The following is a 26,527-nucleotide window of genomic DNA, read 5'->3' on the forward strand; positions in this document are numbered from 1 at the left end:
AAGGTGATCATCGAGGTCAACGAGTGGCAGCCGGCCGGCGTGGATGGCATGCACGACATCTACTACGGCACCGCGCTGCCGCCGCACCGCCAGCCGATTCCGCTGGTGCACGGCGATGACCGCATCGGCGAGACCTCGCTGCGCTGCGACCCGGACAAGATCGTGGCCGTGGTGCGCACCAACGGCCCGGACCGCAACAGCCCGTTCAGCCCGATCGATGCCACCAGCGAGCAGATCGCCAACCACCTGATCGAGTTCCTCAAGCACGAAGTGGTGCGCGGCCGCCTGCCGGCCAACCTGCTGCCGCTGCAGAGTGGCGTGGGCAACATCCCCAATGCGGTGCTGGCCGGGCTGGCGCGCAGTGGCTTCCGCGACCTGGCCGCCTTCACCGAGGTGATCCAGGACGGCATGCTGGACCTGCTGCGCGACGGGGTGCTGCGCTATGCCTCGTGCACCGGCTTCGCACTGAGCCCGCAGGCCAACGAGACGTTCAAGCAGAACATCGATTTCTACCGCGAGCGCATCATCATGCGCACCCAGGAAATCTCCAACCACCCCGAGCTGGTGCGTCGCCTGGGCTGCATCGGCATGAACGGGATGATCGAGGTGGACCTGTACGGCAACGTCAACTCCACCCACGTGATGGGCACGCGGATCATGAACGGCATCGGCGGCTCGGGCGACTTTGCGCGCAACGGGTTCCTGTCGGCGTTCCTGAGCCCGTCCACGGCCAAGAACGGCAGCATTTCGGCGATCGTGCCGATGGTGAGCCACGTGGACCACACCGAGCACGATGTGTCGGTGATCGTGACCGAGCAGGGCCTGGCCGACCTGCGCGGGCTGCCCCCGCGCAAGCGCGCGCGCGTGGTGATCGACAACTGCGCACACCCGGATTTCCGCGATGCGCTCAACGATTATTTCGAGCGTGCCAGCCGCGAGAGCTACGGCAAGCACACCCCGCACCTGCTGCCCGAAGCGCTGTCGTGGCACCAGCGGTGGTTGGACACGGGCACGATGAAGGCGTGATGCAGAAAGGCCGGGCAACGGCCCGGCCTTGTTGTATGTCATGCCATCACGTAGCAAACGCCCGCCCCGGCCAAGGTCATGCCATCACCGGACGCGGTTGATGCCACGGCGGTCGATCGGGATGCGACCCTACCTCGGCGTGGCGCATACCGCGCGGGTTGCCCTCCCGCAGACGACGCAGGTAACAGCGCATACCGCGCGTACTGCCCCTCCCGCAAACGGCACAGGTGACGGCGGTAGGGTCGGTTCCCAAACGACTGCCGTGGACCGATCAACATCCGGTTACGCATGACCCCGGAGCGCAGCAAACGCCCGCCCCGATCAAGGTCATGCCATCACCGGACGCGGCAGATGCCACGGCGGTCGATCGGGATGCGACCCTACCTCGGCGTGGCGCATACCGCGCGGGTTGCCCTCCCGCAGACGACGCAGGTAACAGCGCATACCGCGCGTACTGCCCCTCCCGCAAACGGCACAGGTGACGGCGGTAGGGTCGGTTCCCAAACGACTGCCGTGGACCGATCAACATCCGGTTACGCATGACCCCGGAGCGCAGCAAACGCCCTCCCCGACCAAGGTCATGCCATCACCGGACGCGGTTGCTGCCACGGCGGTCGATCGGGATGCGACCCTACCTCAGCGTCGTGCATACCGCGCGTATTGCCTCTCCCGCAGACGGCGTGGATAACGACGCATACCGCGCGTATTGCCCTCCCGCAGATGGAGCGAGTAACAGCGCATACCGCGCGTATTGCCTCTCCCGCGGACGGCACAGGTGACGGCGGTAGGGTCGGTTCCCAAACGACTGCCGTGGACCGATCAACATCCGGTTACGCATGACCCCGGAGCGCAGCAAACGCCCGCCCCGATCAAGGTCATGCCATCACCGGACGCGGCAGATGCCACGGCGGTCGATCGGGATGCGACCCTACCTCAGCGTGGCCAGCGATTCGGCCTGCAGGCGGTCGTAGATCGCAAATTCGTCTTCGACCTGCATGTTCAGCGCCTGCTCGAAGGCCTCGCGGTTGGCGTGCGCGGCGTAGGCGCGTTGCTCTTCGCCGCCCAGGTTGGACTGGAAGATGCCGGCGGCGCTGACGGGGAGGAAGTCCTCGTAGACGATCGGGTCGGCGCTGGCCAGGCCGGCGGCGATGAGGGCTTCGGCCGGCAGGTCGCCGATGGCGGCCGGCGTGGCGCGGCCGGCGTCGGTAAGCGCGTAACGGTAGTAGCCGAGGCCTTCGCGGCGCAGGGTGGCGTGGTCGTCCGGGAAGGCCTGGAACGCGGCGGCCAGGCGGGTGGGATAGTCCTGGCCGGTGCTGCCGGCGCCGTCGTTGTCGCGCGCCTGCGCCAACAGCTGGTCATACAGCGCGCGGCCCTTCGGCGTGAGGGCCAGGCCACGCTGTTCGATCTCGCCGAAGCGCGCGGTGTGGGTGCCGGCATCGCCCGCATCGCCGGACGGGAAGTGCACGGTTTCCTGCAGCGCCTTGAAGCTGGTCTGGCGCAGCAGGATCGGGCAACGGCGCGGCGGCGGGCCTTCGACCACGGCCTTGGCGTCGATGCCACGGGTGAGCATGGCGGCCTGGGCCGCGTCGATGTCCAGCGTGCGCGGGGTGAGGTGGTTGATGTGCGGGCCGCGGAAGCTGACCACGTCGGCGATCAGGCGGTGGGCATCGTGCAGGGCATGGTAGGTGGCCAGCGAGACGGTGGCATCGCCGTGCCAGCGGAAGGTCTCCAGCGCCTGGATGACGAAGCGGCGGGCGTCGTCCTCGCTGAGGCCGCCATCGCGCTCGGCCTGGTCGATGAGGGCCAGGGCGTCGTCGGTGAAGATGCGGCGCTGGGCCAGGATGCGCGCCGATTCTTCGCGCAGGGCGGCGTCTTCGATGAGTTCCAGGCGCAGCAGCGAGGTGAACACGCGAAAGGGGTTGTGCGCCAGCGCCTTGGCCGTGCGCGGGCGGAAGGCGGTGGAATGCACCGGCACGCCGGCCACGGACAGGTCGTAGTAGCCCACCGGGTGCATGCCCATCACCGCGAACAGGCGGCCGAGGGTGGCCAGTTCGTCCGCGGTGCCGACGCGGATGGCGCCGTGGCGCTCCTGGTCCAGGCGGGTGCGCTCATCGGTGCGATCCAACTGCTCGGCCAGCGCCGGGTTGGCAGTGAGCACGGCATCGTTGATCTCGGCCACCAGGTCCACCAGCGTGCCGTAAAGCGGCACTTCGGTGCGGTACATGGTGGACATGGCCTGGGCGAACAGGCTGCGGATATCGTCGGGTGAAACGAAACGGTCGGCGCTCATTACGTACTCGGCAACGGATCACGGGGGAAGGTGCAGCAATCGCACATTGTCGCCGAGCGCGCGGGGTATCGCGATCTGCACAGCAGCAAACGCGATGATGGGGGGGGGTAGAGCCACCCCATGGGTGGCTGCACGGGATGTGGGCGCCGAGAGCAGCCACCCATGGGGTGGCTCTACCGGTGGAGGCGGTCCGTGGTTGACGGGGGCGCGCAAAGGGCGGCACGGCAAACGCGATGACGGGCCGGTCCGTGGTGGGTGGGTGCGCGCAAAGGGCGGCACAGCCGAAAACGCGATGCCGGGGGGTAGAGCCACCCCATGGGTGGCTGCGCGGGATGTGTGTGCGCCGAGAGCAGCCACCCATGGGGTGGCTCTACCGGTGGAGGTGGTCCGTGGCAAACGCGATGCCGCGATGGACCGCAACCTACCGCGCGGTCGGGGTGGCCGTGCGCTGGCGCTGGGCGCGGTCGCCCAGCTGGCGCTGCAGGGTGGCGTCGAGCTTGATCGGGCGGTCCCAGTGGTCGTGGCTGGCCACGATGGCGTGGCGCAGCGCGCGCCAATGCAGGTTGGTGGGCTTGACCGGGAGCTCGGCGACCACCGCTTGCCAGCGCCGCGGCTCGCCCGGGGCCGGCACGTTGCGGCTCCAGGCCTGCACGCTGTCGCGGCAGCCGCGCTCGATGACGTGGCCCCAGAAACAGGCGAAGTAGATGTCGCCGGCCTGCCAGCCGTGGGTGTACATGAGCGCGGCGATGTAGCCGCGCGGGACGCCGGCATAGCGCGCCACCTCGTCCAGGAAACTATCGGGGTAACGCTCGGCGTAGTGGTTGATGTCCTGCAGCTGGCCATCCACCCAGGCATCGCCGGTATCCACCACGTAAGCCTCGGACTTTTCGGCGGTCTGCTGCGCGGCCGCCGCCCACGGCAGCACCAGCCACGCCAGCAGCAACAGCGCGCGCAGGCAGGGGACGACGTGGCCGCTGCGCTGCATGCCGCTCAGGCCTGCGCCGCCTTGGCTTCGATCGCGGCCAGCGCCTGCGGCCAGTCGAAGGCGGTGGGCGCATCGACCATGCGCGGCTCGTCGTCGGCCACGCCATGCTGGGTTTCATGCGCCCAGGTCACCGCGTAGGGGGTATGGATGCCCCAGCCGCCGAGGGTGATCACCGGTTCGATGTCCGAGCGCAGCGAGTTGCCCACCATGCAGAAACGCTGGATCGGCAGGTCGAATTCTTCGAGCACCCGCGCGTAGGTTTCCGGATCCTTCTCCGAGACGATCTCGATGCGCGGGAACAGGTCGCGCAGGTTGGCCAGCTTGATCTTGGCTTCCTGGTGGAACAGGTCGCCCTTGGTGATCAGCACCACCGGATACGCCTGGGCGATCGCGGTGACCGACTCGCGCACGCCGTCGATCAGCTCCACCGGGTGGCGCAGGGTGTCATGGCCGATATCCAGGATCTGCTGCAGGTCGCGGGCCGTGATCATCTGCGCGCTGATCTCGATGGCCGCCTCGAGCATGGACAGGGTCATGCCCTTCACCCCATAGCCGAACACGCCGAGGTTGCGCTGCTGCACTTCCAGCAGGTGGCGCGCGGTCTCGGTGTCGTGCACGTCGATGTAGCGCGACAGGATGTCGAGATAGTCCTGCTCGGCCTTGCGGTAATAGTCCTCGCTCTTCCACAGCGTGTCGTCACCGTCAAAACCGACCAGGCCGATGGCGCCGGTGGGCGCGGGCAGGGAGGTCATCATCGGGCAAGGATAGCAACAGCCGCCGGGCAGCCCAATGACCTGATCGGCTCACTGGCCAAACGGCCGTGGCCCGGCCCAGCCGAGCACGCCACGCTGTGGCAGGTCGATGCGCGTGAGCCCCCAGGTGCCGGCGCCGCGCCAGCTGAATTGGTGGAAGCTGGCGTCCAGCTGCCCGCTTTCCTGCCACCACGCCATCAGGGCGGCGGGCGCCTCGGGATCGTGCGGCTGGAACTGGAAGGGCAGGCCTTGGGCATTGAGCGCGGACAGCACGGCGCGCAAGCCGGGATTGGCCCAGCGCGGGCCGTGGTCATCGAAGGCCACCTCCCTCGAGGTGCCGGCGTCCACCGCCCCCGATACCACCACCACCTGCCCGGCACGGAGGTGGGAAACGCGCGCGGGCGCCGGTTCGCCCGCCGCCGGCAGGTGGACCACGAAGGGAGGACGGCGACCAGGAAGATCCATCGCGCCATCATAAAAGAAGGGCGGCCTCGCGGCCGCCCCTCCCCCTCATCCCCTCTGCCGGTGTCCAGCGGCGCGGGGGCCTTGCATTGCCTTGTTGTGTGCTACGTCCTGCGTGCTACGGGTTGCCGGCCTCAGTTGCCCGGCTGCGCGCCACTGCCGCTGGCGGCCTTGCCCTGCTGGGCGACCACATAGGCCTTGTACTCATCGGCCGAGAGCTCGCCGTCCTTGTTGGTGTCGGCCTGGTCGAACACCTGCGCCAGCCCGGCGTTGACCTGGGCCTCGGTCTTGCTGATGGTGCCGTTGCCGTCGGTATCCACGCTGGCCCAGGTCTGCCCGCCACCCCCATTGGCCTGCTGAGACGCCTGGGCAGCGGCACCGGCGGCCGAATCGGCGGCCTGGCCTGCCTGTGCCGCGGCTTCCTGCGCCTGGGCGGCCTGGTTCTGGGCCTGGGCGGCGCTCTGCTGGGCGGAGGACTGGGCCATCGCCGGAAGGGCGAACACGCTGCCGGCGGCGACGATCAGGGCGATCAGGGGCTTGCGGTTGCGAATAGTCATGTGGGTGGTCTCCTTTTGGGGATGTCGCACGGTCGTTGTGTTCCGCACGGCCTCTACCCTGCCAGCCCGTTTGTGAATCGACATGGGGGCGCAATCAGCGCGCCTACGCGGTCTTAACCACCTGCGCGCAGCGCTCGATTACCGCACTGGTTATGCCCGGGTGAGCCTTCGGTAAGACGCGCATTCAACGGCATCGGATTTAACGCGATGCAAACGGATCTCAGCGGTCGCTGGCGTTTTTTTCGCCTGAGCGGGAACTGAATATCACCCACGCCAATGCCACCCCGGCCAGCGCGCCGGCCACCTCCAGCACCACCCGCGAGCCCAGTTCGTTGGGATCGTGGATGCTGGACAGGAACAACCGCGCGTACAGCGGCGACTCCAGCCGCACCATGCCCATGTAGAACAGCTTCCATGCATCGATGCCGGCGGCGACCACCACCGCGATCACGCAGGCCCAGCCGATCGCATGCCCGGCCGACCAGCCCAGCGCGCGCGCCAGTCGGTGCCACAGGGCATACACGAACAGGCCGACCAGCAGCGCGATCAGGCCCGCTTCGAGGGTTCCCAGCAATCCGAAGTGCAGCGGCAGGTTCATCGTGGTCCGAAGGGGCGGTGGGCGCACAGTGTAGCGGTGCGCCCTGCCCGGCCGCGGCTCAGCGCACCGGCACGTCGAAGGCGGTGTGCGGGTCCGGCTCGGGCTGCAGGGTGTAGTGCCACCACTCCAGCGGGTAGTTGGCAAAGCCGTGGCGACCCATCGCCTCGCGCAGCTGCTGGCGATGGGCGCGCTGGGCGGGGCTGATGTCGCCGGCATCGGTATGCGCGCGCGGGCCGAAGAAATCAAAGTCGGTGCCCATGTCCAGCGCGGTGCACGGGCCACGGCGGCAATCGAGCAGGGTCAGGTCGACGGTGGCCGCGCGGCTGTGGCCGGAGGTCTCGGCGATGTAGCCGTCCAGCAGGGCCGGCTTGTCCACCTGCGGGTACTGCAGCGCCTTGCGCGACTGTTCGCCGGGGTCGTGCGCCCAAGCCACGAAGGCCTGCACCGAGCGCACCGGCCGATAGCAGTCGAACACGCGCAGGGCCAGGCCCTGCGCACGCAGCGACGTTTCGACCTCGGCCAGGGCCCGCGCGGCCGGTGCCTGCAGGTAGCACCGGGGCGCCTCGTAGCCCGGCACACGGCGGCCGGTGAAGTTGTCCGGCCCGGCATAACGGATGTCCAGCGCAATGCCGGGCGCCAGCGACTGGATGTCCACCAGCCCGGCGGTGGCCATGTCGCGCGCCGGCGACACCGTCACCGGCTGGGCGTGGCTGGCGCCGGCCAGCACCAGAAGCAGCAGGGCGGTGGCGCTACGGGCAATCGCCGATGCGGGTGAACAGCAGGTCCTGGTAGTCATAACTGAAGTCGATCTCCGGATCGATCGCGCGCAGGGTGAGGGTGGTGGGTGGGCCCGGCTGCACCGCCAGCCACGGCTCGGCGTCGGCACCGCGTGTCTCCCAGTCCACCAGCCAGCGCTCGCCTACCTGCATCACCTGGCCATGCAGCAGCGGCGACTTGGCAATGCTCAGTTCGAGTTGGCCGCCACGGGGGCAGACGCTGGCCTCGCCCAGCCAGGGATCGGCATAGCGCCCGTGCCAGGACCGGGTGGCGGCCAGGTCGACCGGGCGCCGCGCACGGGTGTCCGGGCGCACCTGGCCATTGGCCTTGCGCTGCTGGCGTTCGGCATCCAGCGCGGCGAGGTAGTCGAGCACGCCGCGCGGATCGGCCGGGGCGGTGTAGTGCTTGAGCGCGGCCTGCGTCAGCGCGGTGCGCGCATCCTCGGCATCGCCGTTGATCAGCACCACCACGCCCACGCGGCGGTCCGGCAGCAGGGCCAGCGAGGAATACATGCCCGACAGCGTGCCGGTATGGGCCACCTTCCATTGCCCGTCCATGTCCGACAGCCGCCAGCCGTAGCCGTAGGCGGAGAAATGGGCGTTGTCCCACTCGCGTTGGCGCGCCCCGATCGGCATCGGCATGTGCGCGGTCCACAGCGCGCGGCGCTGGGCCTGGCTGAGCCAGCCGGGCGCCAGTGAAGGGTCCAGCAGCACCTGCATCCAGCGGGTCATGTCGGCCAGGCTGCAGCGGATGCCGCCGGCGGCCATCGAAGGATGATCGGTGGTCATGTCCGCGTCGGCGCCCAGCACCGCGTTGTGGTCGACATAGCGCGCGTGCGGCTGCGCCACGTTGCCCACCGCGGTCACCGACCAGGCCCCCACCTGGCAGCGCTGCATGCCCAGCGGCGCGAACACCTCCTGGCGCAGCAACTGGTCGTAGGGCTTGCCGCCGGCGGCCGCGGCCACTTCGCCGGCCACCACGTACATCAGGTTGTCGTAGGCATAGCCGCTGCGGAAGCTGGTGACCGGCTTGAGGTGGGCCAGCCCGGCGATGACATCCTGCCGGGTGTAGGCGTTGGGCTCGGGCCACAGCATCAGGTCGCCCGCGCCCAGGCCCAGGCCGCTGTTGTGGATGAGCAGGTCGCGCACCTGCAGGTGCTCGGTCACCCACGGGTCGTACATGCGGAACTGCGGCAGGTAATCGATGACACGATCCTCCCAGCGCAGCCGGCCCTGGTCGACCAGCCGCGCCAGCAGCGCGGCGGTCATCGCCTTGCTGTTGGAGGCGATCTTGAACAGCGTGTCCGCATCGATGGCCTGGCGCGTACCGGCACGGCGTTCGCCGCGGGTGGCGGTGAAGACCACCTCGCCATCGGCGACCACGGCCATGGCGATGCCCGGCAGTTTCTCGTAGGCAACGGCCTGGTCGAGCATCGGCGCGAAGATGGCCGCGTCCTTGCCGGCACCGGAGGCGGCCGCGCCCTGGCCGGGCACCAGGGCAAGGACGGCGGCCCATGCAAGGGCCAGGCAACGATGACCGGCATGCGGTCGTGGTGGTGTCGGCATGGCGGTTCCAGGATGCCTCGATGACACCGGCGCCCCGCGTGCGCGGCGCGCCGGAAAGATGCACAGCCTAGCAACCCGCCCGGGCGGCGGGTACCGGCTCAGAAGTTCCAGGTCACCATCAGCTGGGTGTAGCGCGGCGCCTGCCAGCGCGTGCCGGTGTTGAAGGTGTTCTCGCGGAACTGTCCCGGCTGGCTCTCATAGCGCTGGTGCACGTTGATGACGGTCTGGTTGTTGAACAGGTTGTAGACCGACAACCGCGCGCTGAGGTCGATGCCTTCCACCGGCAGCCGCCAGGTGACGTTGGCGCCCATGGTCCAGGTCCACGGCAGGCGACCGAAGGCACCGCGCGGGGAGTACTCGAACTGGCGCTGGTTGTACGGGCCGGCACAGTTGGCCACGCACAGCCAGCCGGTGCCACCGCCACTGCCTTCGCTGGAGGTGCTGCCGCCGGCGACGGTGTCGTTGGGCCACATCACGCCGAAGGCGGTGATCGGGCCGCCGGACATCACCTGCAGGGTGGTGCCGAAGGACCACTGCTCGTTCAACGCATACGCGGCGCGGAACTTGAACTGATGGCGGAAGTCGTTGAACAGCGGGCCATAGCGTTCATTGTTCGACGGATGGTCCCAGTGCTGCACCATGCCGGTGTCACCGTAGTTGGTGTCCGAGTTGACCGGGCCCTCGAAGTTGCCATCGCTGCGCGACCACAGGTAGGAGGCGTTGAACAGCCACTTCTCGTCCCACGCACGGTCGATCTGCAGCTCCAGCGCCTTGTAGGTGCGTCGCGGCTTGGCGTAACCCACCACCTCGCCACTGCCGCCCTTGCGGTAGCCGCTGTTGGCGGTGTCGATGGTGATCCAGCCCTCTTCGGCACAGCCGATGCTGGAATCGCCCCACAGGGTGAGGCTCTCGCCGGGGTTGGCGATCGGCCACAAGGTGCTGGGCGTGGGCCCGCACGGGGTGGTGTTGATGCGCATGTCGTCCAGCGCGCGGGTCATGCGCCGGTAGGTGGCGTTGATGCCCCACGACCAGGCCTGGTTGATCATGGTCTGGAAGCCCAGGATGTACTCGTCCTGGTAGACCGCCTTGAGGTCCTTGTCCACGCTCTGGCGCAGGTCGGCCGCGCCGGTGTTCATGCGCGCATCCACCGGCCCGATCTGCTGGCCGATGATCGGGGCCATGTACGGTGCACCGGTGACCGGGTTGGCCTGCTGCTGCCAGCCGTCCAGCACGTAGTAGGTGTATTCGTCGGTGAGCCCGCCGGCGAAGTTGACGTTGATGTTGTTGGTGACCGGCAGGTAATAGCGGCCGGCATTGCCGAACAGCTTGGTGCTGCCGTCTCCCTTCATGTCCCAGGAGAACCCCACGCGCGGGGCGATGAGGTCGTCCATCCTGATGAAGGCGTCGCCGTCGGCGGTGCGGTTTTCGAAGCGGTCCCAGCGCACGCCCAGGTTGAGCATCAGGTTGGGCGTGATGTTCCAGATGTCTTCCAGGTAGAACGCATTGGCCTCGGTTTCGAAGGTGCCGCCGGAGACGCGATTGCGCGCGCGCAGCATCTCGGTGACACCGGCCGGCACGTAGGCGTTGGCGCCATCCCATACTTCATCGCCGGGGCGGGCCACGTAGGCGGTGTAGCTGAGCTGGGTGGGCCCGGGGTAACGGGTGGACTGCTCGGTGGTCATCAGCTCGCGGTCCACGCCAAAGCGCAGCAGGTGCTGGCCGAGCTGCCACTCGACGTCCAGGCGCGCCACGTCGCGGGTGTCGTCGCGCTCGGCCACCGCGGTGCCGGTGGGATGGCAGCCGGGGCGCAGGCCATTGAGTCTGGACAGGCGCGAGGCATAGGTGCTGTCGGTGAACACCGGGCTGCAGGCCTGGTCCAGCGAGGAGTGGGTGAAGGCGCGCTGGTTGTTCTGGCCGACCATGGCGCGGGCGGTGAAGGTCTCGCCGAAGTGGCCGGTGTAGGTGGCCGACCAGTTGCGGCCGCCGGTCTCGGTGACCGAGTCGCCGCCGTAGGCCCCCAGCTGGGCGTCATCCCAGTCGTAGTTGTAGGACGCGTTGGTGACATCGCCCTCGTCGGAGAACGCCAGTAGCGCCAGGCCGTGGTTGTCGGTGATGTTCCAGTCCAGCTTGGCGCCCCAGAACCCGTTGTCGGCCTTGTTCTTGAACCAGGTCAGCGCGTCGGAGGAAGTGTTGTGGCCCTTGTCGCTGCGATCCTCGTACATCGCAAACAGGAACAGCTTGTCCTGCACCAGCGCCCCGGAGCCCCACACGTTGGTCTTGAAGAACGAGTTGTCATCGCGGCTGGCATAGGAATGGGCGGTGCCATCGCGGTGGAAGTGGTCGCGCCCGCTGGCGCGCCAGGCGGCCGGCTCGGCGGTGACTTCGATGCCGCCCTGCAGTTCGTTGCTGCCCGAGCGGGTCACCGCATTGATCACGCCACCGGTGGAGCGGCCGAACTCGACCGAGTAGCCGCCGGTCTTGACCTGGAATTCGTTGAAGAAGGCGAACGGAGCGCTGGAAAAACCGCGCCGGGTGTACATGTCGGTGACGTTCAGGCCGTTGATGAATACCGCGTTCTCAGCCACCGACGAACCGGCGAACGACAACCCGCCAAAGGACGAATTGCCGCCCACCACGCCCGGCGCCAGCAGCGCGACGGCGGACAGGTCCTGCGCCACCGGCAGGCGCGAGATCTCCTGGCGGTTGACATTGAAGGAGGTCTCGGTGGAATACACATCCACGCGATTGACCACGCGGGTGCCCACCACCTGCAGCGCATCGAGGTTGACCACGCCACCGCCGCCGGCCAGGTTGACCGTGGTGGTGCCGCCGACGGCCACGCTCACCGCCACCGGCTCGCCCAGCGCGCTGCCCTCGCGGCTGAGCTGCAGGCGGTAGTCGCCGATCGGCAACTGGCCCAGGCGATAGCTGCCATCGCGGCCCACGGTGACGCTGCGGGTCAGGCCGGTATCGGTGCTGACCACCGTCACCTGGTCACCGGCCGTCGCGCGCCCGGCGACCGCACCGCTGACGTTCTGGGCCGAGGCCAGCGACGGCAGCAGGCCGCCCAGACAAACCCCCAGGGCGGCATACAGCGCCGCCCGCTTCATACGATGTGCATTCATTCCCTGCTCTCTCCTGCAGATATGGAATCGTGGGTACCGCCGTTTACCGCGTGGCCGCCAGCGGCACGATGTGCGACTGGACGTCGTAATGCCATTGATCGAAATACAGGTTGCCGCCGTCCCACTCGACCTCGCCGCGCTGCGAATCCACCGTGTCCGAGCGCGGGTGGCGCTTGGCCGGGACGAAGGGTTGGCCGACATCGTCGTTGAAGGCGATACGGTAGGCATCGAGCCCGCCGAAGTAGAAGTCGCGCAGCGCCGGCTGCGGGCTGTCCAGGCGACCGGTGGTGACATCCATCGGCACCCAGCCATAGGGCGCCAGGTACAGCGCGCCCCAGTCGTGCAGGTTGTGGTAGTCCCGCGCGTCGTCGGCATACACCATGCCCGACTGCCAGCGCGCGGGGATGCCGTTCATGCGCAGCAGGGTGATCAGCAGCAGCGTCTGTTGGCCGCAATCGGCGTGCCCGGCACGCAGCGCGTAGTCGCTGATGTTGGACAGCGTGGCGTACTCGCGCGCGCCTGCCCACGGTATCTGGTCGACCGCATCGAACAGCCGTCGCGCCACCTCATACGGCCGGGTTTCGCCCTGCAGCACCTGCGCCGAAAACAGCCGCAGCGCGGGGGTGAAGCGCACGTGGGGCGGCTGCTCGGCCAGGTACGGCGCAAGGGCAGGGTCATCCGGGGACGACCGTACCCTGGCCGGGTCGATCGGGGTATGCCGCGCGGCGACGGTCACCGCGTAGCGGATCTCGAAGCGGGTCGGTTGCCCGGCCACGGCGGTGCCTTCCAGGTAGGCGGTTCGCTGCAGCGTGCCGGCAGGGGCCAGGCGTGCGGCGCCCGGCGCGCTGCCAAGCCAATGCACCTGTGTCTGCTGGCCGGGGATGTCGCGGGGATAGGGAATCCAGGCGCGCAATGGCGTGCCTGGGGGGACGGCATCGGCCTTGACGGTGAGCGACTGGGTGATGGCCACGCGCTGCGGCAGCACCCAGGTGCGGCCGCTGGCGCGCGCGGCCGCCACCACCTGCGCATGGTAGGGCGTGAGCGTTTCGTACGGCCCATCGCTGGGCAGCGGCACGTTCGGGGCACGGCGCGCACGCGCCTGCGGGCTCAGGCGCAACAGGTTGGACGGGGCACGCTTGAAGTAGCGCCGCTGGCCATCGATGTCCAGGTGCTCCAACAGCCCCTGGCGGTCCCAGTGCTCGAACTCCGCATCGCGCAGGTCCGGGATCGAGCGCCGCACCGCCGCCTTGGCCGCCGCTTCATCCAAGCTGAAGTCCAGCCGGATGCGGCGCATGCGCTCGAGTTGGAACGCCCAGTCGGCGTCTGCCCGGTCGGGGTCGTGGGCCTCGATGCGTGCGGCCGCCTGCGCGAAATGCCCCGCATCGATCAGATCGACCACCCGTGCCAGCGACGCTGCATCGGCCGGCGCGTCGTCCTTCGCCGAGGCGGCCATGACCGCCACGGCCGACAGCAGCAGCCCTGCCAGCAAGGCAGCGGCAACCGGTGAGAGCGGTTTGCGAACGGCACGATCCACAGCGACACTTCCCCAGCGCGGGTGGTAATGGCTGTGTAACACGGGCCGTGACACCGGTCAATAATTTATTCTTGCAATCCAGATCGAAAGGAATAAGTATTCCATGACACCCGCAGCGGCCGGAGCAACAGCGCGATGAATCCCCTTGAGCTGCGTTGCGAGCACTGCGCTGGATCGTTCCTGCCCGCCGGTGCCCAGGCCCGGTTGTGGGCGCACGCACAGGCCACGGGCATGCGGTTTGTGATGCTCGATTGCCCGTTGTGCCACCACGGCACCGGTGCCGACCCGATGGCGCCGGGCCTGCCGCGCGCTGCCACGCAGGCGCCTGGCGTGCCGTGTCCCGACCCGGACTGCGACGGCGAAGCCTGCTTCGTCGATACCCTGCAGCCACCCGTGTGGGGCTGTGGCCATTGCGGCAGCACGTGGCCCGACCGCGCCGCGCTGGATGCCGGCGCTGCCGGGCGCGGGGCATGATCGCCGTGCCACGCGCCTGTTTTTCTGCCCAGAAGGATGCTGCCATGCCCGCCTGTCGCGTTCGCGCAGGGCGCCCGCCCCTACCCCGCGCCCTGGCGCTGTTGCTGGCCGTGGCCAGCCTGCCGGTGTTCGCCGCGCCGGCGCCGGGTGTGGCCGCACCCGATCCCGGCGCGCCGTTGCCCTACGTGGTCGGCCTGCACGAGGCCTACCTCACCCCAGCGTACTGGGCGGCGCGGCTGCCGGACGCCGATGCGGTGATCCTCGACCGGGCGCGGATTGCCGCGCAGAACGCGCGCATGCGCGCCGAGGATGACGCGATCCACGACCTGCGCGCGCTGCCGGCGCAGTTGCCGCGTGCGCAGGTCGCGGCGGCCATCCAGGCGCTGTCCGCATGGCCAGGCAAGCCGGTGTTCGGCCAGGACGGCCAGCCGATTGCGGCGGCCCAACGTGCGCAGGCCGTCGCCAACCTCGCCCTGGCGGCGATCCCGGCGCAGCGCCCGCTGCGCTACGGCCTGGTCACCCATCGTGCCGCGCTGCGCGCCTTCCCCACCCGGCTGCGGGTGTTCACCACCCAGGGCGATACCGATATCGACCGCTTCCAGGAATCGGCGCTGTTCCCGGGCGACGCGGTGGCGGTGCTGCATGAAAGCGCCGATGGGGAGTGGCTGTTCGTCACCAGCGAGCGCTACTCGGCCTGGATGGAGAAGCGCTTTGTGGGCATCGGCGATGCGGCCACCGTGCTCGGCTATGGCCAGCGCGGGCCGTACCGGGTGATCACCGGCGCCACCGCGTTCACTGCCTACACGCCGGAAGAACCGCGCGTATCGCGCCTGCAGCTGGACATGGGCGTGCGCCTGCCGGTGCTGGCCGACTGGCCGCAAGACAAGACCGTTAACGGCCAGCAGGCGCACGCCGGCTACGTGCTGCAACTGCCGGTGCGCGAGGCGGACGGGCAACTGGCGCTGGTGCCGGCGCTGCTGCCGCGCTCGCAGGACAGCGCCGCCGATTACCTGCCGCTGACCCCGCGCACCCTGCTCACCCAGGCCTTCAAGTTCCTCGGCGAGCGCTACGGCTGGGGCCACGACTACGACACCCGCGACTGCAGCGGCTTCGTCTCGGAGATCTACCGCAGCGTGGGCGTGCTGATGCCGCGCAACACCAGCGCGCAGGCCGTGAGCCCGGCGCTGGACCGGATCGCCTTCGATCCGGCCGACCCGAAGACCCGGCGCAGCACGGCGGTAACGCAGCTGCAGGTGGGCGACCTGGTCTACATCCCCGGCCACGTGATGATGGCCATCGGCCACGTCGAGGGCCGTACCTGGGTGATCCACGATACCGCCGGCGGCAGCTGGGCCGGCCCGGACGGCACGCGCGTGCAGGCCCATCTCAACGGTGTGTCGGTGACCCCGCTGGAGCCGATGATGGCCAGCGACACCGTGAGCTACATCGACCGCATCACCAACATCCAGCGCCTCCGAGCCAAGACTCCTGAATGAAGATCACCGACATCGAACTCGGCATGCTGCGCGTGCCGCTCAAGACCCCGTTCAAGACCGCGCTGCGCACGGTGGATACCGTGGAGGACGTGGTGGTGCTGGTGCGCACCGACACCGGCCACACCGGCTACGGCGAGGCGCCGGCCACGGCTGTGATCACCGGCGATACCCACGGCTCGATCATCGAGGCCATCGACCGCTTCATCAAACCGCGCCTGATCGGCCAGGACGTGGCCAACCTCAACCGCGCCTGCACGCTGATCCAGACCTCGCTGGAGCGCAACACCAGCGCCAAGGCCGCGGTGGAGATCGCCGTGTACGACCTGTGGGCGCAGCTGCACGACGCACCGCTGTACCGCATGCTGGGCGGCGGCGACCCGGTGATCACCACCGACATCACCATCAGCGTGGATTACATCGACAAGATGGTGGCCGACTCGCTGTCGGCCATCGCGCGCGGCTTCGAATCGCTGAAGATCAAGGTGGGCAAGGACATCGGCCTGGACATTGAGCGGGTCAAGGCGATCCACGCCGCCGTGCAGGGCCGCGCGCTGCTGCGCCTGGATGCCAACCAGGGCTGGACCGCCAAGCAGGCAGTGCATGCCATGCGCACGCTGGAAGACGCCGGGGTGGTGCTGGAGCTGCTGGAGCAGCCGGTCAAGGCGGCCGACATCACCGGCCTGAAGTACGTCACCGACCGGGTCAACACGCCGGTGATGGCCGATGAAAGCGTGTTCAACCCCGGCCAGGTGTTCGACCTGATCCAGCAGCGCGCCGCGGACATCATCAACATCAAGCTGATGAAGACCGGCGGGCTGTCCAACGCGATCCGCATCGCCGACATCGCCGCCATCTACGGCGTGCCGTGCATGATCGGCTGCATGATCGAATCGAGCATCAGCGTGGCCGCCGCGGTGCACCTGGCGGTGGCCAAGAGCGAGATCATCACCAAGGTGGACCTGGACGGGCCGTCGCTGGGCCAGTTCAACCCGGTCACCGGCGGGGTCCACTTCAACGAATCGGAGATCACCATCACCGACGCGCCGGGGCTGGGCATCACCGAAGTGCGCGGGCTGGAGATGATCACCCCGCAACGCTGGTAGACCCGGATACCCCGGCGCATTGCGTATCCTCTCGATAACGGACCTGATGCCTTTCCCATGCCGCCCCTGGTGAAAATCCGCGCCGAGCGCGACCACATGTCGGCGATCGAACGTCGCATCGCCGACTTCATCCTGGACAACGCCCACCTGCTGCGCGACTACTCCTCCCAGCAGCTGGCCAGTGCGCTGGGGATCAGCCAGTCCAGCGTGGTCAAGTTCAGCCAGAAGCTGGGCTTCAAGGGCTATCCAGACCTCAAGTACTCCATCGGCGAGGCGGTGGCGCGCGCCGGCAACGGCGCCCAGGCACAGGCGCCGGCGGCCAGCGAAGGCGACGATTACAGCCGCATCGCCGCACGCCTGCGCCTGAGCCGGGACGCGGCCGAGGAAGAGACCCGGCTGGCCAACCCACAGGGCAACGTCGAGGCCATCGTGCAGCTGCTGGACGCGGCGCCCAAGGTCTTCGTCTACGGGCTGGGCGATGACGGCCTGTATGCGCGCGAGTTCGCCATGCGGCTGTCGCTGCTGGGCATGCTCACCGTGCACCACGCCGACCCGATCCTGATGATGGCCAACCTGTCGGCCGCCCGGCCGGGCGATGCGATGCTGGTGTTTTCCGAGTTCGGCAAGCTGCCGCAGTTGTTCCAGTTGTCGCGCCAGTTCCAGGACGTGGGCGGCAAGGTGGTGTCCATCACCCGGCACAGCGCCAACCCGCTGCGCGCCCATGCCGATGCCGCGCTGGTGGTGTGCGCGCAGGACCCGGCGCCGCACATCGCCCAGGTGCTGTACCGTGCATCGTTGCAGTCCCTGCTGGATTTCGTCTTCGTGCTGTTGTGCCACGCCAACCCGGACCGCCACCGCCAGCTCGGGGTGAACCTGGAACGGATCGAACACCTGATCGACACCTGATTGCCGGAGTCCCCCATGCTGCCGTTGCTGCGTACCGTCCTTGCCGTGGCCATGGTGGCCACCACCCTGCCCGCCGCGGCCCTGTCCCCACCCGCGCCGCCCCTGCTGGGCAGCAGCCAGGTGGTGGTGGTGACCACCGCCGGCTGGGATGCCACCGAAGGCCAGCTGCAGGCATATGAGCGCACCGGGCAGGGTTGGCAGCGGCATGGCAGCGCCTTCACCGTGGCGGTGGGCCGCCAGGGCAGCGCGTGGGGCATCGGCCTGGTGGTCACCCCGCCGGACGGCCCGCAGAAGCAGGAAGGCGATGGCCGCAGCCCGGCCGGCGTGTTCGCCATCGGCCCGGCCTTCGGCTACGCCGCCACGGCCGCCAGTGCCCTTCCCTACCAGCCGATGCAGGCCGGCAGCTACTGCATGGACGTGCCCGATTCGCCGTACTACAACCGCATCGTCGATGCCGAGGTGGTGGGGGCCGAGGCGGTGGAAGGCTCCACCGAGCCGATGCGGCTGGACCTGCACAACAAGGGCGATGTGCGCTATCGCCAGGGCTTTGTGATCGAACACAACCCGGCCGCCGTGCCGGGCCGGGGCAGCTGCATCTTCGCCCACCTCTGGCGCACGCCCGGCGAACCCACCGCCGGCTGCACGGCCATGCCGCCGGCGCACATGCAGGCGCTGCTGGGCTGGCTGGACCCGGCCCGCAACCCGCGCTTCGTGCTGATGCCGCGCAGCGAGTACCAGCGCCTGCAGGCGCCGCTGCAACTGCCCGTGCTGGCCGAGGCCGCGCCTTGAGCGCCCCGGCCGATCCCCAGCTGGAACGCGCGGTCAGCCGCTGGCAGATCGTGGGGTTGTCGATCAACGATGTGATCGGCAGCGGCATCTACCTGCTGCCCGCCGCCACCGTCGCCCTGCTCGGGCCGTTCAGCCTGTGGGGCGTGCTTGCCGCCGGCGTCGTGGTGGCACTGCTGGTGCTCTGCTACGCGCAGGCGGCCAGCTATTTCGACGAACCCGGCGGCAGCTACCTGTATGCACGCGAGGCGTTCGGTCGCTTCGCCGGCTTCGAGATCGGCTGGATGATCTGGCTCACCCGGATCAGTTCGGCGGCCGCGCTGAGCAACGCGCTGGCCGACGCGGTGGCCCGGTTCTGGCCGTGGGCCGGGCACGACCTGGGCCGCGTGGCGATCATCGTGGTCTCGCTTGGCTTCCTCACCGCCGTCAACGTGGCCGGCGTGCGCTCGGCCGCGCGCACCGGGGTGATCCTGGTGATCGGCAAGCTGCTGCCGCTGGTGCTGTTCGTGGCCATCGGCGCGTTCTACGTGGACATGGACCTGGCCTTCTCCGGCGTGCGCCCGGACCCGCATGACCTGCAGCGCATGGGCGAGGCGGCGCTGCTGCTGCTCTATGCCTACGCGGGCTTCGAGAACATCCCGGCGGCCGCAGGCGAGTACCGCAACCCACGCCGCGACATTCCCTTCGCGCTGATCACCATGATCGTCAGCGTCACCGTCATCTACGGCGCGGTGCAGTTGGTGGCGCAGGGCACGCTGGCCAATCTGGCCGCCTCGCCCACGCCGCTGGCCGATGCCGCCTCGAACTTTGGCGGCGAAGCGCTGGCGCTGATCCTCACCGTGGGCGCCACCATCTCCATCCTGGGCACCAACAGCAACACGATGATGATGGGCCCGCGCTTCCTGTTTGCCCTGGCCCGCGACGGCTATGGCCCCAAGGTGCTGGCCAGCGTGCACCCGCGCCTGCGCACGCCGGCGGCGGCCATCGTCACCCAGGGCGTGATCGCACTGGGCCTGGCCTTGTCCGGTTCGTTCGTGCAGTTGGCGCTGCTGTCGATGACCACGCGCCTGTTCGCCTACATCGGCACGGCCGCGGCGGTGCTGGTGCTGGCGCGTCGTTTCCGCGACCGCCCCGGTGCATTGAAACTGCCCGGTGGCCCGCTGATCCCGATCCTGGCCCTGTTGCTGTGCCTGGCCCTGTTCGTCAGCGCCAGCTGGCAGAACATCGCCGCGGCAGGCATCGCTTTCGCGGTGGGCGCGTTGATCTACCTCGTGCCGCGCAAGGATCGCCCGGCCTGAACGGTGCCGGCGCGGCGGGCGGTGCTTGATGCGCCATTCACCTCGTCGGCCCATGGCGTTAACCGCTGCCCGGCTAGGGTAACCACTCACCCCACCGGAGCCACGACATGCCTACCGACTACCAGATCCCCGGCCGGGTGCCGGAAGACGGCGTCCCGCGCCAGGCCGTATCGGACTATTGGCGCGAGCGCTTTCCCAGCGAGCCGTACTACGACAACACCCAGTTTTTCGACGACTACGAGCCGGCCTACCAGCTCGGCCACCACTCGCGTGCCGATGACGTCATCCGTGCCTACGAGCAGGTGGAGGCGGAGCTGCAGACGCGCTGGGCGCAGGAACGCGGCAAGAGCAAGCTGACCTGGGAACAGGCCCGCAACGCCGTGCGGCGCGGCTGGGATGAATCCACCGCCCTGCGCCAGGCCCACCTGGACAAGGGCGTGCCGCGCGGGGCCTGAGCCGGCGCGCGACAACGCCCCGCTTGCTCACTCGATGGTGGGCAGCGGCGGTACGACGCGATCACGGGCACCTGCGGCCATCAGGTCGCGGGTGTTCTTCTGCACGGCCACCGCGCCGAACAGGCTCAGGGCGAAGGCCATGCCATAGAAGCCCTTTTCGCTGAGCAGCAAGGTGGCATTCCACAGCCCGACCAGCAGCAACAGCAGCGACACCAGCAGCGCGAACCAGCACAGGGCGTAATACAGCCCGCTCACCGGGATGCCTTCCCCCTTGTCGCGCACGCTCTTCTGCAGCGACACCGCCGCGAACAGCCCAAACAGCAGCAGGGTGAGGTAGTAGCCCTTTTCATTGAGCGCCATCTCGGCGTTGAACAGCCCCACCAGATAGGCCACCGCGCCCAGCAGCAGCGCGCTCCACGAGGCGGCGATGAAGGCCGGGGACGGTTTGTGCACCTGTTGCGTCATTGATCCAACTCCCTTTGTGCGCGGCAAGCCGCATATCCCGCCCCACGGGCGGACGGCGCCAACGTTAGCCGATCCGGACGCGCCCGCCTACCGCCAGTGACGTATGGTCCACGCGACGTTGATGGGCTTGCTGTACAACCATGGCTGGCCATCGCATCCCCACCCGGAGATTCCCCATGACCCGCAAGCTGCTGCTTTCGCTCGCCGTCGCCCTCGCCCTGCCCCTGTTCACCACCGCCTGCGTGGCTGCCGACAAGGCCGCTGCCCCGGTGCTCGAAAAGGCCCAATGGCCGTTCGCCGCCACCGAGGTGGCCCGCTTCGACGAGCCCTGGGCGATGAGCTTCCTGCCCGATGGCAGCCTGCTGGTCAGCGAAAAGGGCGGCACGCTGCAGCACGTGAACCTGGCCACCGGCCAGGCCGCGCCCATCACCGGCGTGCCCAAGGTGGCCTACGGCGGCCAGGGTGGGCTGGGCGACATCCTGCCCCATCCCGGTTTCGCCAAAAACCAGTGGGTGTACCTGAGCTATGCCGAAGCAGGCGAAGGCGACACCAGCGGCGCGGCCGTGGCGCGTGCGCGGCTGGCGCTGGCCGCCGATGGCAGCGGCACGCTGCAGGACCTGAAGGTGATCTGGCGGCAGACGCCCAAGGTGGAGGGCAAGGGCCACTACGGCCACCGCCTGGCCTTCGGTCCGGACGGCAAGTTGTGGATCACCTCCAGCGAGCGGCAGAAGTTCGATCCCGCGCAGGACATGGGCGGCAACCTCGGCAAGATCGTGCGCCTCAACGACGATGGCAGCGTGCCGGCCGACAACCCCTTCGCCTCGCAGGGCGGGGTGGCCGCGCAGGTGTGGTCGCTGGGCCATCGCAATGCGCTCGGCATCGCCTTCGATGCGCGCGGCAAGCTGTGGGTGCATGAGATGGGCCCGGCCGGTGGCGACGAGCTCAACCTGATCGAGCGCGGCGCCAACTACGGCTATCCGATCGTCTCCAACGGCAACCACTACGATGGCCGCGACATTCCCGACCACAGCACCCGCCCGGAGTTCGCCGCGCCCAAGGTGACCTGGACGCCGGTCATCTCCCCGGCCGGCTTCATCATCTACAGCGGATCGCGATTCCCGCAGTGGACCGGCAGCGGCTTCATCGGCGGCCTGTCGTCCAAGGCGCTGGTGCGGGTGGCCTTCGATGGCGACAGCGCGCGCGAGGCCGAGCGCTTCGACATGGGCGAGCGCATCCGCGAAGTGGAACAGGGCCCGGACGGCGCCATCTGGCTGCTGGAAGACGGCAAGAACGGGCGCCTGCTGAAACTCACGCCGAAGGCCTGAGCAGGCCAACGCTGCCGGTCACCGCCGGCAGCGTCCGGTGACCGTGTTACTGGATGGTCACCACCTTGACCTCGGTGCGGCTGCACGCCGCATCCAGGCAGGCGCCGTTGAGCCACACCTGGCCGTCGCCGATCATCACGCCCTGCTGGTTGACCATGACCTCCTCGAACTTCTGGGCGGCGATGGCCTTGCGCACGGCCGGGGTGAGGATGCGTTCGTAGTTGCGCTGGAACTCGCCCGGGCCGGTGATCTTGGCGCCGTTGGCGATGTTCAGCGGGAAGCGCACCTCTTCCACCACGGCGGCACGGTCGCCCCCATTGACCGCTTTCTGGAAGGCGTTGAAGACCGCTTCGTACTGCGCGGCGTCGCCGAGCACCCGGTCGATGCGCTGGCGCACATCGCTGGCCGCAGCGGTGGGCGGTGCGGCGGCGGCATCTGCAGCAGCCGGGGGGCTAGCGGCAGGGGCCGGCGCGCGGGCATCCGGTGCCGGGCTGCCCGCGCTGACCGCGTCGGGCGACAGGCCCGAGGCCGGCACGGTGTCACCCGGCGTCGGGCGACCTTCGGGAATGGCCGTGGCCGGGCCCTGGGCGGGATCGGCGGCGGCGCTGTCGGCCGGCGGCGGTGCCGACGGACTGCAGGCGGCCAGCCACAACGGGCTGGCCAGGGCCAACAGCAACGGGGTACGGGTCAGACGCATCGGTGTCTCCAGCGGTTTCACGAGGCGTCCAGCGTAGCGCCCCACCCGTCAGCCACCGATGACGGCCGGCGCCACGCGGATGTCCGCTTCAGGTAGTGCCGGCCGCTGGCCGGCTCCCCATGAACCCAGCACCATCCCGTAAAGCCGGCCAACGGCCGGCACCAAGCGGATGTGCGCTTCGGTAGTGCCGGCCGCTGGCCGGCTCCCCATGAACCCAACACCATTCCGTAAAGCCGGCCAACGGCCGGCACTACGTGGATCAGCCTGCCAGCAGCTCGAAGCTCACCGGCTCACCGCTGGCCGAGGACGCACAGACCCACAGCTCGAACTGGCCCGGCTCCGCGCCGAACACGCCATCGCGACCGGTGAAGCCCAGCGCATGGCGATCCAGGGTGAACACCACCTGGGTGCTCTGGCCCGGCTGCAAGGCCACCTTGCGGAAGTCCTTCAATTCACGCACCGGCCGCACGCGGCTGGCCACGCGGTCGTGGATGTACAACTGCACCACTTCCTCGCCGACGACCGCGCCGGTATTGGTCAGCGTGGTGCTGATGGTCAGCGCGTCGTCCCAGCCCAGGCGCTCGCTGCTCAGCTGCGGCACCCCATAGGCGAAGCTGGAGTAGCCCAGGCCGTGCCCGAACGGATACAGCGCCTCGTTGGGGATCTCGCGCCAGCGCGCCTTGAACTCGGACATCGTCGGCAGTTCCGGCCGGCCGGTGCGCGGGTGGTTGTAGAAGAACGGCTGCTGGCCCGACACCTGCGGGAAGCTCACCGGCAGGCGCCCGGAAGGGTTGTAATCGCCAAACAGCACATCGGCCACCGCATGCCCGGTCTGGGTGCCCAGGTACCAGGTGATGGCCACCGCATGCGCGTTGCGCACCGCACCCTGCAGCGCCAGCGCGCGACCATTGCGCAGCAGCACCACCAGCGGCTTGCCGGTCATGGCTACGGCTTCGGCCAGCGCCTGCTGCGCGGCGGGCAGGGTGATCTCCACCCGCGACTGCGCTTCACCGCTGTAGCGCTGCGGCTCGCCCAGCGCCAGCACCACCACGTCCGCGCGCAGCGCGGCGGCCACGGCCTGCTCGATGCCATCCTGCACGGCCGCTTCCAGGTCGCAACCGGGCACGATCTCCAGCAGCGACGCATCGCCAATGGCCTCGCGCACGCCGGTTTCCAGGTCCACGTAACGCGCCTTGTCGCCGAACAGCGTCCAGCAGCCTTCGATGTTGTCGCGGTCCTGCACGAACGGACCGATCAGCGCGATCTTCTGCCCGGTCTTCTTCAGCGGCAGCACCGCATCGGTGTTCTTGAGCAGCACGATGGAACGGCGTGCGGCATCGCGCGAGAGCGCATCATGCGCGGCGATATGCGCGGTGGACGCTTCGCGGTCCAGGTCCAGCGACCGGTACGGGTCGTCGAACAGGCCGATGGCGTCCTTCAGGCGCAGGATGCGGCGCACCGACGCATCCAGCGTGGCCATCGGCACCTCTCCGCTCTCCACCAGGCCTGGCAGGTGCTCGGCATAGAAGCCGCTCTGCATGCTCAGGTCCAGCCCGGCGGTGAAGGCCTTGGCCGTGGCATCGCGGTCGTCGGCCGCATAACCGTGGGCCACCAGTTCCATGTCGGCGGTGTAATCGGAGATCACCACGCCCGGGAATTTCCACTCACCGCGCAGGATGTCGGTGAGCAGTTCGGCATTGGCGCTGGCGGGCACGCCGTTGATGTCGTTGAAGGAGGACATCACGGTGAGCGCGCCGGCCTCGAACGCGGCCTGGAACGGCGGCAGGTGCACATCGCGCAGGGTCTGCGGGGAGATGTCCACCATGTTGTATTCCATGCCGGCCATCACCGCGCCGTAGGCGGCGAAATGCTTGGGCGTGGCCAGCAGCGCGTCGGCCGCGCGCAGGTCCGGGCCCTGGAAGCCACGCACGCGCGCGGCGGCAAAGCGGCAGCCCAGCACCACGTCTTCACCGGCGCCCTCGGCGCCGCGGCCCCAGCGCTGGTCGCGGGCGATGTCCACCGCCGGCGCGTAGGTCCAGTGCAGGCCGGCCGCCGTGGCTTCCACCGCCGTGGCACGGGCGGTGCGCTCGGCCAGCTCGGGTTCGAAGCTGGCCGCTTCGCCCAGCGGGATCGGGAACACGGTGCGCATGCCATGGATGACGTCGGCGGCCAGGATCACCGGGATGCCCAGGCGGCTCTCTTCCAGCGCCACCTGCTGGATGCGGCGGCCGGCTTCCACGCCCACGCCGTTGAACAGCGACCCCACCTTGCCCTCGCGCACCTGCTGCAGCACCTGGTCGGCGTTGAGCACGTTGGCTTCCGGATTCACGTCCGGGGCGAACGGCCGGACCATGTCGGCGAACACACCCAGCTGGCCGACTTTTTCTTCGACGGTCATCTTGGCAATGAGGGTTTCGATACGATCGGCGGCCACCGGCTGTCCTTATGAAAACGTTTACAAGGCCAGGATTCTAGCGTTCCCGGGCCCGTTGTGAATGATTTTGACGTTCATTTTTCTTCCCCGGGGGAAGAACCCCGCCGCCGCGGGCGCGGCGACGGGGGCTCAGGAGCTTACTCCGCAGCGGCCAACCGCTGCTGGCCGGCCATCAACATCGCGTCGCTGGAGGCCTGGAAAACCCGCAGCCCGAAGGCCGGCAGCGTGGCCAGCAGGTGGTCGAACACATCCGACTGGATGCCCTCGTACTCGCCCCACGCGGTGGTGCGGGTGAAGCAGTAGATCTCCAGCGGCAGGCCCTCGGTGGTGGGCTGCAGCTGCCGTACCAGCAGGGTCATGTCCGTATGGATGCCCGGGTGCTGGGCCAGGTAGCGCTCCACATACGCGCGGAAGGTGCCCAGGTTGGTCACCCGGCGCGCGTTGACCGCGGCCATGCCCTTGGCCTGCAGCCCGGCATTCCACTGCTGCAGCTCGGCCTGCTTGTCGCGCAGGTAGTCGCCCAGCACCGCGAACTGCTCCAGCCGGGCCAGCATCGGCGCGTCCACGAAGCCCACGCTGTGCTGGTCCAGGTACAGCGCGCGCTTGATCCGGCGCCCGCCGGCCTCCTGCATGCCACGCCAGTTCTTGAACGACTCGGTCACCAGCTTCTTGGTCGGGATGGTGGTGATGGTCTTGTCGAAGTTCTGCACGGTGATGGTGTGCAGGGCAATGTCGATCACATCGCCATCGGCGTTCTGGCTGGGCATCTCGATCCAGTCGCCCAGCCGCACCCGGCCATCGCCACTGATCTGCACGCTGGCCACCAGCGACAGGATGGTGTCCTGGAAGATCAGCATCAGCACCGCGGTGGCCGCGCCCAGGCCGGTCACCAGGTAGCGCAGGTCCACGCCGGCCAGGGTGGCCACGATCGACAGCCCGGCGATGACGAAGATGACGATCTTGCCCACCTGCAGGTAGCCCTTGATCGGCTTGTTGCGCGCGTCGGGGCGGCGCTCGTAGATGTCGTTGGCCGCATCCAGCGCGTGCGAGATCGCCAGCGTCACCGTCAGGATCGCCCACGCCTGGCAGGCCCCGATGACGAACGCCACCAGCGGCGGCGGCAGGTCGGGCACCACGGTGATGCCGGCGGCGATGACCTGGCTGGGCACCACGTTGGCCAACCGCGACACCACCCGCATCACGTTGCTGCCGCGCCCGCCGTGGGCGGCACCGCCGGGCAGCCGATTGATCAACCCGCGCAGGCCACGCAACAGAACTCTCTTGGTTACAAAATTGGCCAGCCACGCCGCCAGCGCCAGCAGGCACAGCACCGCGCCGGTGTAGGCCCACGGCCACGGTTCCAGCGCGCGCTGCAGGTCATCCAGCCAACGTACCGCCACTACTGCATTCAACATCG

23 protein-coding genes are annotated in these 26,527 nt (G+C 68.9%); 9 read left to right on the forward strand and 14 right to left on the reverse strand.

Features of this window, described 5'->3' with window-relative positions; translation table 11 throughout:
• Nucleotides 1-1,026, forward strand: a 1,026-nt coding sequence (locus tag RSA25_RS08110; RefSeq protein WP_332808383.1) for an acetyl-CoA hydrolase/transferase C-terminal domain-containing protein, incomplete at its 5' end; no start/stop codon positions are given.
• 928 nt (nucleotides 1,027-1,954) lie between these two features.
• On the opposite strand, the gene RSA25_RS08115 is transcribed toward RSA25_RS08110, so the two are convergent.
• The 10 genes from RSA25_RS08115 to RSA25_RS08160 form a co-directional block, all read right to left on the reverse strand.
• Complete coding sequence (locus RSA25_RS08115; RefSeq protein WP_332808384.1) at nucleotides 1,955-3,316, reverse strand: VOC family protein; 1,362 nt, start codon at nucleotides 3,314-3,316, stop codon at nucleotides 1,955-1,957.
• A gap of 421 nt (nucleotides 3,317-3,737) precedes the next feature.
• Entirely contained in the window at nucleotides 3,738-4,301 is a 564-nt protein-coding gene (locus tag RSA25_RS08120) for a hypothetical protein (protein WP_332808385.1), read from the reverse strand.
• A 5-nt stretch (nucleotides 4,302-4,306) separates the two neighbouring features.
• The gene (locus tag RSA25_RS08125; RefSeq protein ID WP_332808386.1) at nucleotides 4,307-5,056 is read right to left on the reverse strand and encodes an HAD family hydrolase; all 750 of its coding nucleotides are present in this window, start codon (nucleotides 5,054-5,056) and stop codon (nucleotides 4,307-4,309) included.
• Nucleotides 5,057-5,104: 48 nt separating this feature from the next.
• Nucleotides 5,105-5,518, reverse strand: coding sequence for a hypothetical protein (locus tag RSA25_RS08130; protein ID WP_332808387.1), 414 nt, complete (start codon nucleotides 5,516-5,518; stop codon nucleotides 5,105-5,107).
• A gap of 131 nt (nucleotides 5,519-5,649) precedes the next feature.
• On the reverse strand, nucleotides 5,650-6,072 hold the full coding sequence (locus RSA25_RS08135; protein WP_332808388.1) for an EF-hand domain-containing protein: 423 nt from the start codon (nucleotides 6,070-6,072) through the stop codon (nucleotides 5,650-5,652).
• Nucleotides 6,073-6,292: 220 nt separating this feature from the next.
• Nucleotides 6,293-6,670, reverse strand: a complete 378-nt coding sequence (locus tag RSA25_RS08140) for a hypothetical protein (protein ID WP_332808389.1) — start codon at nucleotides 6,668-6,670, stop codon at nucleotides 6,293-6,295.
• Nucleotides 6,671-6,728: 58 nt separating this feature from the next.
• Nucleotides 6,729-7,466 (reverse strand): M15 family metallopeptidase, encoded by a 738-nt coding sequence (locus RSA25_RS08145; RefSeq protein WP_332808390.1) that lies wholly within the window; start codon nucleotides 7,464-7,466, stop codon nucleotides 6,729-6,731.
• Nucleotides 7,420-9,012 carry a serine hydrolase domain-containing protein gene (locus RSA25_RS08150; protein ID WP_332808391.1) on the reverse strand — a complete coding sequence of 531 codons (1,593 nt, stop codon included), beginning with the start codon at nucleotides 9,010-9,012 and terminating at the stop codon, nucleotides 7,420-7,422. Before RSA25_RS08150 ends, RSA25_RS08145 begins: the two co-directional genes overlap by 47 nt.
• A 98-nt stretch (nucleotides 9,013-9,110) precedes the next feature.
• Complete coding sequence (locus tag RSA25_RS08155) at nucleotides 9,111-12,137, reverse strand: TonB-dependent receptor (protein WP_332808392.1); 3,027 nt, start codon at nucleotides 12,135-12,137, stop codon at nucleotides 9,111-9,113.
• 43 nt (nucleotides 12,138-12,180) lie between these two features.
• The gene (locus RSA25_RS08160; protein ID WP_332808393.1) at nucleotides 12,181-13,671 is read right to left on the reverse strand and encodes a transglutaminase domain-containing protein; all 1,491 of its coding nucleotides are present in this window, start codon (nucleotides 13,669-13,671) and stop codon (nucleotides 12,181-12,183) included.
• Nucleotides 13,672-13,806: 135 nt separating this feature from the next.
• Between RSA25_RS08160 and RSA25_RS08165 the strand changes: the two genes are divergently transcribed.
• From RSA25_RS08165 to RSA25_RS08195, 7 genes are all read left to right on the forward strand, one after another.
• A complete protein-coding gene (locus RSA25_RS08165; protein ID WP_332808394.1) occupies nucleotides 13,807-14,145 on the forward strand; it encodes a hypothetical protein in 339 nt (112 codons plus the stop codon).
• Nucleotides 14,146-14,189: 44 nt separating this feature from the next.
• Complete coding sequence (locus tag RSA25_RS08170) at nucleotides 14,190-15,641, forward strand: SH3 domain-containing protein (RefSeq protein ID WP_332808395.1); 1,452 nt, start codon at nucleotides 14,190-14,192, stop codon at nucleotides 15,639-15,641.
• Nucleotides 15,638-16,744, forward strand: coding sequence for a dipeptide epimerase (locus RSA25_RS08175; RefSeq protein WP_332808396.1), 1,107 nt, complete (start codon nucleotides 15,638-15,640; stop codon nucleotides 16,742-16,744). Before RSA25_RS08170 ends, RSA25_RS08175 begins: the two co-directional genes overlap by 4 nt.
• Nucleotides 16,745-16,801: 57 nt before the next feature.
• Nucleotides 16,802-17,650, forward strand: coding sequence for a MurR/RpiR family transcriptional regulator (locus tag RSA25_RS08180; RefSeq protein WP_332808397.1), 849 nt, complete (start codon nucleotides 16,802-16,804; stop codon nucleotides 17,648-17,650).
• 15 nt (nucleotides 17,651-17,665) lie between these two features.
• Entirely contained in the window at nucleotides 17,666-18,439 is a 774-nt protein-coding gene (locus tag RSA25_RS08185; RefSeq protein ID WP_332808398.1) for a L,D-transpeptidase family protein, read from the forward strand.
• The gene (locus RSA25_RS08190) at nucleotides 18,436-19,734 is read left to right on the forward strand and encodes an amino acid permease (RefSeq protein ID WP_332808399.1); all 1,299 of its coding nucleotides are present in this window, start codon (nucleotides 18,436-18,438) and stop codon (nucleotides 19,732-19,734) included. The genes RSA25_RS08185 and RSA25_RS08190 overlap by 4 nt, the downstream gene beginning before the upstream one ends.
• A 107-nt stretch (nucleotides 19,735-19,841) precedes the next feature.
• The gene (locus RSA25_RS08195) at nucleotides 19,842-20,189 is read left to right on the forward strand and encodes a hypothetical protein (RefSeq protein ID WP_332808400.1); all 348 of its coding nucleotides are present in this window, start codon (nucleotides 19,842-19,844) and stop codon (nucleotides 20,187-20,189) included.
• 27 nt (nucleotides 20,190-20,216) lie between these two features.
• Here RSA25_RS08195 and yiaA read toward each other — a convergent pair whose 3' ends face one another.
• Entirely contained in the window at nucleotides 20,217-20,654 is a 438-nt protein-coding gene (yiaA, locus tag RSA25_RS08200) for an inner membrane protein YiaA (RefSeq protein WP_332808401.1), read from the reverse strand.
• Between the two features lie 176 nt (nucleotides 20,655-20,830).
• Here yiaA and RSA25_RS08205 point away from each other — a divergent pair, with 176 nt between their 5' ends.
• A complete protein-coding gene (locus tag RSA25_RS08205) occupies nucleotides 20,831-21,979 on the forward strand; it encodes a PQQ-dependent sugar dehydrogenase (protein ID WP_332808402.1) in 1,149 nt (382 codons plus the stop codon).
• A 46-nt stretch (nucleotides 21,980-22,025) separates the two neighbouring features.
• Here RSA25_RS08205 and RSA25_RS08210 read toward each other — a convergent pair whose 3' ends face one another.
• The 3 genes from RSA25_RS08210 to RSA25_RS08220 form a co-directional block, all read right to left on the reverse strand.
• Nucleotides 22,026-22,676, reverse strand: coding sequence for a hypothetical protein (locus tag RSA25_RS08210; protein ID WP_332808403.1), 651 nt, complete (start codon nucleotides 22,674-22,676; stop codon nucleotides 22,026-22,028).
• 259 nt (nucleotides 22,677-22,935) lie between these two features.
• Nucleotides 22,936-25,110, reverse strand: coding sequence for a glycoside hydrolase family 3 N-terminal domain-containing protein (locus tag RSA25_RS08215; RefSeq protein ID WP_332808404.1), 2,175 nt, complete (start codon nucleotides 25,108-25,110; stop codon nucleotides 22,936-22,938).
• Nucleotides 25,111-25,247: 137 nt separating this feature from the next.
• Nucleotides 25,248-26,525, reverse strand: coding sequence for a mechanosensitive ion channel domain-containing protein (locus RSA25_RS08220; RefSeq protein ID WP_332808405.1), 1,278 nt, complete (start codon nucleotides 26,523-26,525; stop codon nucleotides 25,248-25,250).
• Between the last annotated feature and the right edge of the window lie 2 nt (nucleotides 26,526-26,527).

Origin of the sequence: Stenotrophomonas sp. (genome assembly GCF_036662295.1) — a bacterium.
Taxonomy (GTDB): Bacteria; Pseudomonadota; Gammaproteobacteria; order Xanthomonadales; family Xanthomonadaceae; genus Stenotrophomonas.

What these genes read in the sequence shown, in the direction of transcription:
- RSA25_RS08140 (WP_332808389.1), bottom strand. Translation starts at nt 6,670, where the DNA reads ATGAACCTGCCGCTGCACTTCGGATTGCTGGGAACCCTCGAAGCGGGC.
- RSA25_RS08155 (WP_332808392.1), bottom strand. Translation starts at nt 12,137, where the DNA reads ATGAATGCACATCGTATGAAGCGGGCGGCGCTGTATGCCGCCCTGGGG.
- yiaA (WP_332808401.1), bottom strand. Translation starts at nt 20,654, where the DNA reads ATGACGCAACAGGTGCACAAACCGTCCCCGGCCTTCATCGCCGCCTCG.
- RSA25_RS08120 (WP_332808385.1), bottom strand. Translation starts at nt 4,301, where the DNA reads ATGCAGCGCAGCGGCCACGTCGTCCCCTGCCTGCGCGCGCTGTTGCTG.
- RSA25_RS08150 (WP_332808391.1), bottom strand. Translation starts at nt 9,012, where the DNA reads ATGCCGACACCACCACGACCGCATGCCGGTCATCGTTGCCTGGCCCTT.
- RSA25_RS08170 (WP_332808395.1), top strand. Translation starts at nt 14,190, where the DNA reads ATGCCCGCCTGTCGCGTTCGCGCAGGGCGCCCGCCCCTACCCCGCGCC.
- RSA25_RS08135 (WP_332808388.1), bottom strand. Translation starts at nt 6,072, where the DNA reads ATGACTATTCGCAACCGCAAGCCCCTGATCGCCCTGATCGTCGCCGCC.
- RSA25_RS08195 (WP_332808400.1), top strand. Translation starts at nt 19,842, where the DNA reads ATGCCTACCGACTACCAGATCCCCGGCCGGGTGCCGGAAGACGGCGTC.
- RSA25_RS08220 (WP_332808405.1), bottom strand. Translation starts at nt 26,525, where the DNA reads ATGTTGAATGCAGTAGTGGCGGTACGTTGGCTGGATGACCTGCAGCGC.
- RSA25_RS08205 (WP_332808402.1), top strand. Translation starts at nt 20,831, where the DNA reads ATGACCCGCAAGCTGCTGCTTTCGCTCGCCGTCGCCCTCGCCCTGCCC.
- RSA25_RS08180 (WP_332808397.1), top strand. Translation starts at nt 16,802, where the DNA reads ATGCCGCCCCTGGTGAAAATCCGCGCCGAGCGCGACCACATGTCGGCG.
- RSA25_RS08210 (WP_332808403.1), bottom strand. Translation starts at nt 22,676, where the DNA reads ATGCGTCTGACCCGTACCCCGTTGCTGTTGGCCCTGGCCAGCCCGTTG.
- RSA25_RS08175 (WP_332808396.1), top strand. Translation starts at nt 15,638, where the DNA reads ATGAAGATCACCGACATCGAACTCGGCATGCTGCGCGTGCCGCTCAAG.
- RSA25_RS08115 (WP_332808384.1), bottom strand. Translation starts at nt 3,316, where the DNA reads ATGAGCGCCGACCGTTTCGTTTCACCCGACGATATCCGCAGCCTGTTC.
- RSA25_RS08185 (WP_332808398.1), top strand. Translation starts at nt 17,666, where the DNA reads ATGCTGCCGTTGCTGCGTACCGTCCTTGCCGTGGCCATGGTGGCCACC.
- RSA25_RS08145 (WP_332808390.1), bottom strand. Translation starts at nt 7,466, where the DNA reads ATGACTACCAGGACCTGCTGTTCACCCGCATCGGCGATTGCCCGTAGC.
- RSA25_RS08125 (WP_332808386.1), bottom strand. Translation starts at nt 5,056, where the DNA reads ATGATGACCTCCCTGCCCGCGCCCACCGGCGCCATCGGCCTGGTCGGT.
- RSA25_RS08165 (WP_332808394.1), top strand. Translation starts at nt 13,807, where the DNA reads ATGAATCCCCTTGAGCTGCGTTGCGAGCACTGCGCTGGATCGTTCCTG.
- RSA25_RS08130 (WP_332808387.1), bottom strand. Translation starts at nt 5,518, where the DNA reads ATGGATCTTCCTGGTCGCCGTCCTCCCTTCGTGGTCCACCTGCCGGCG.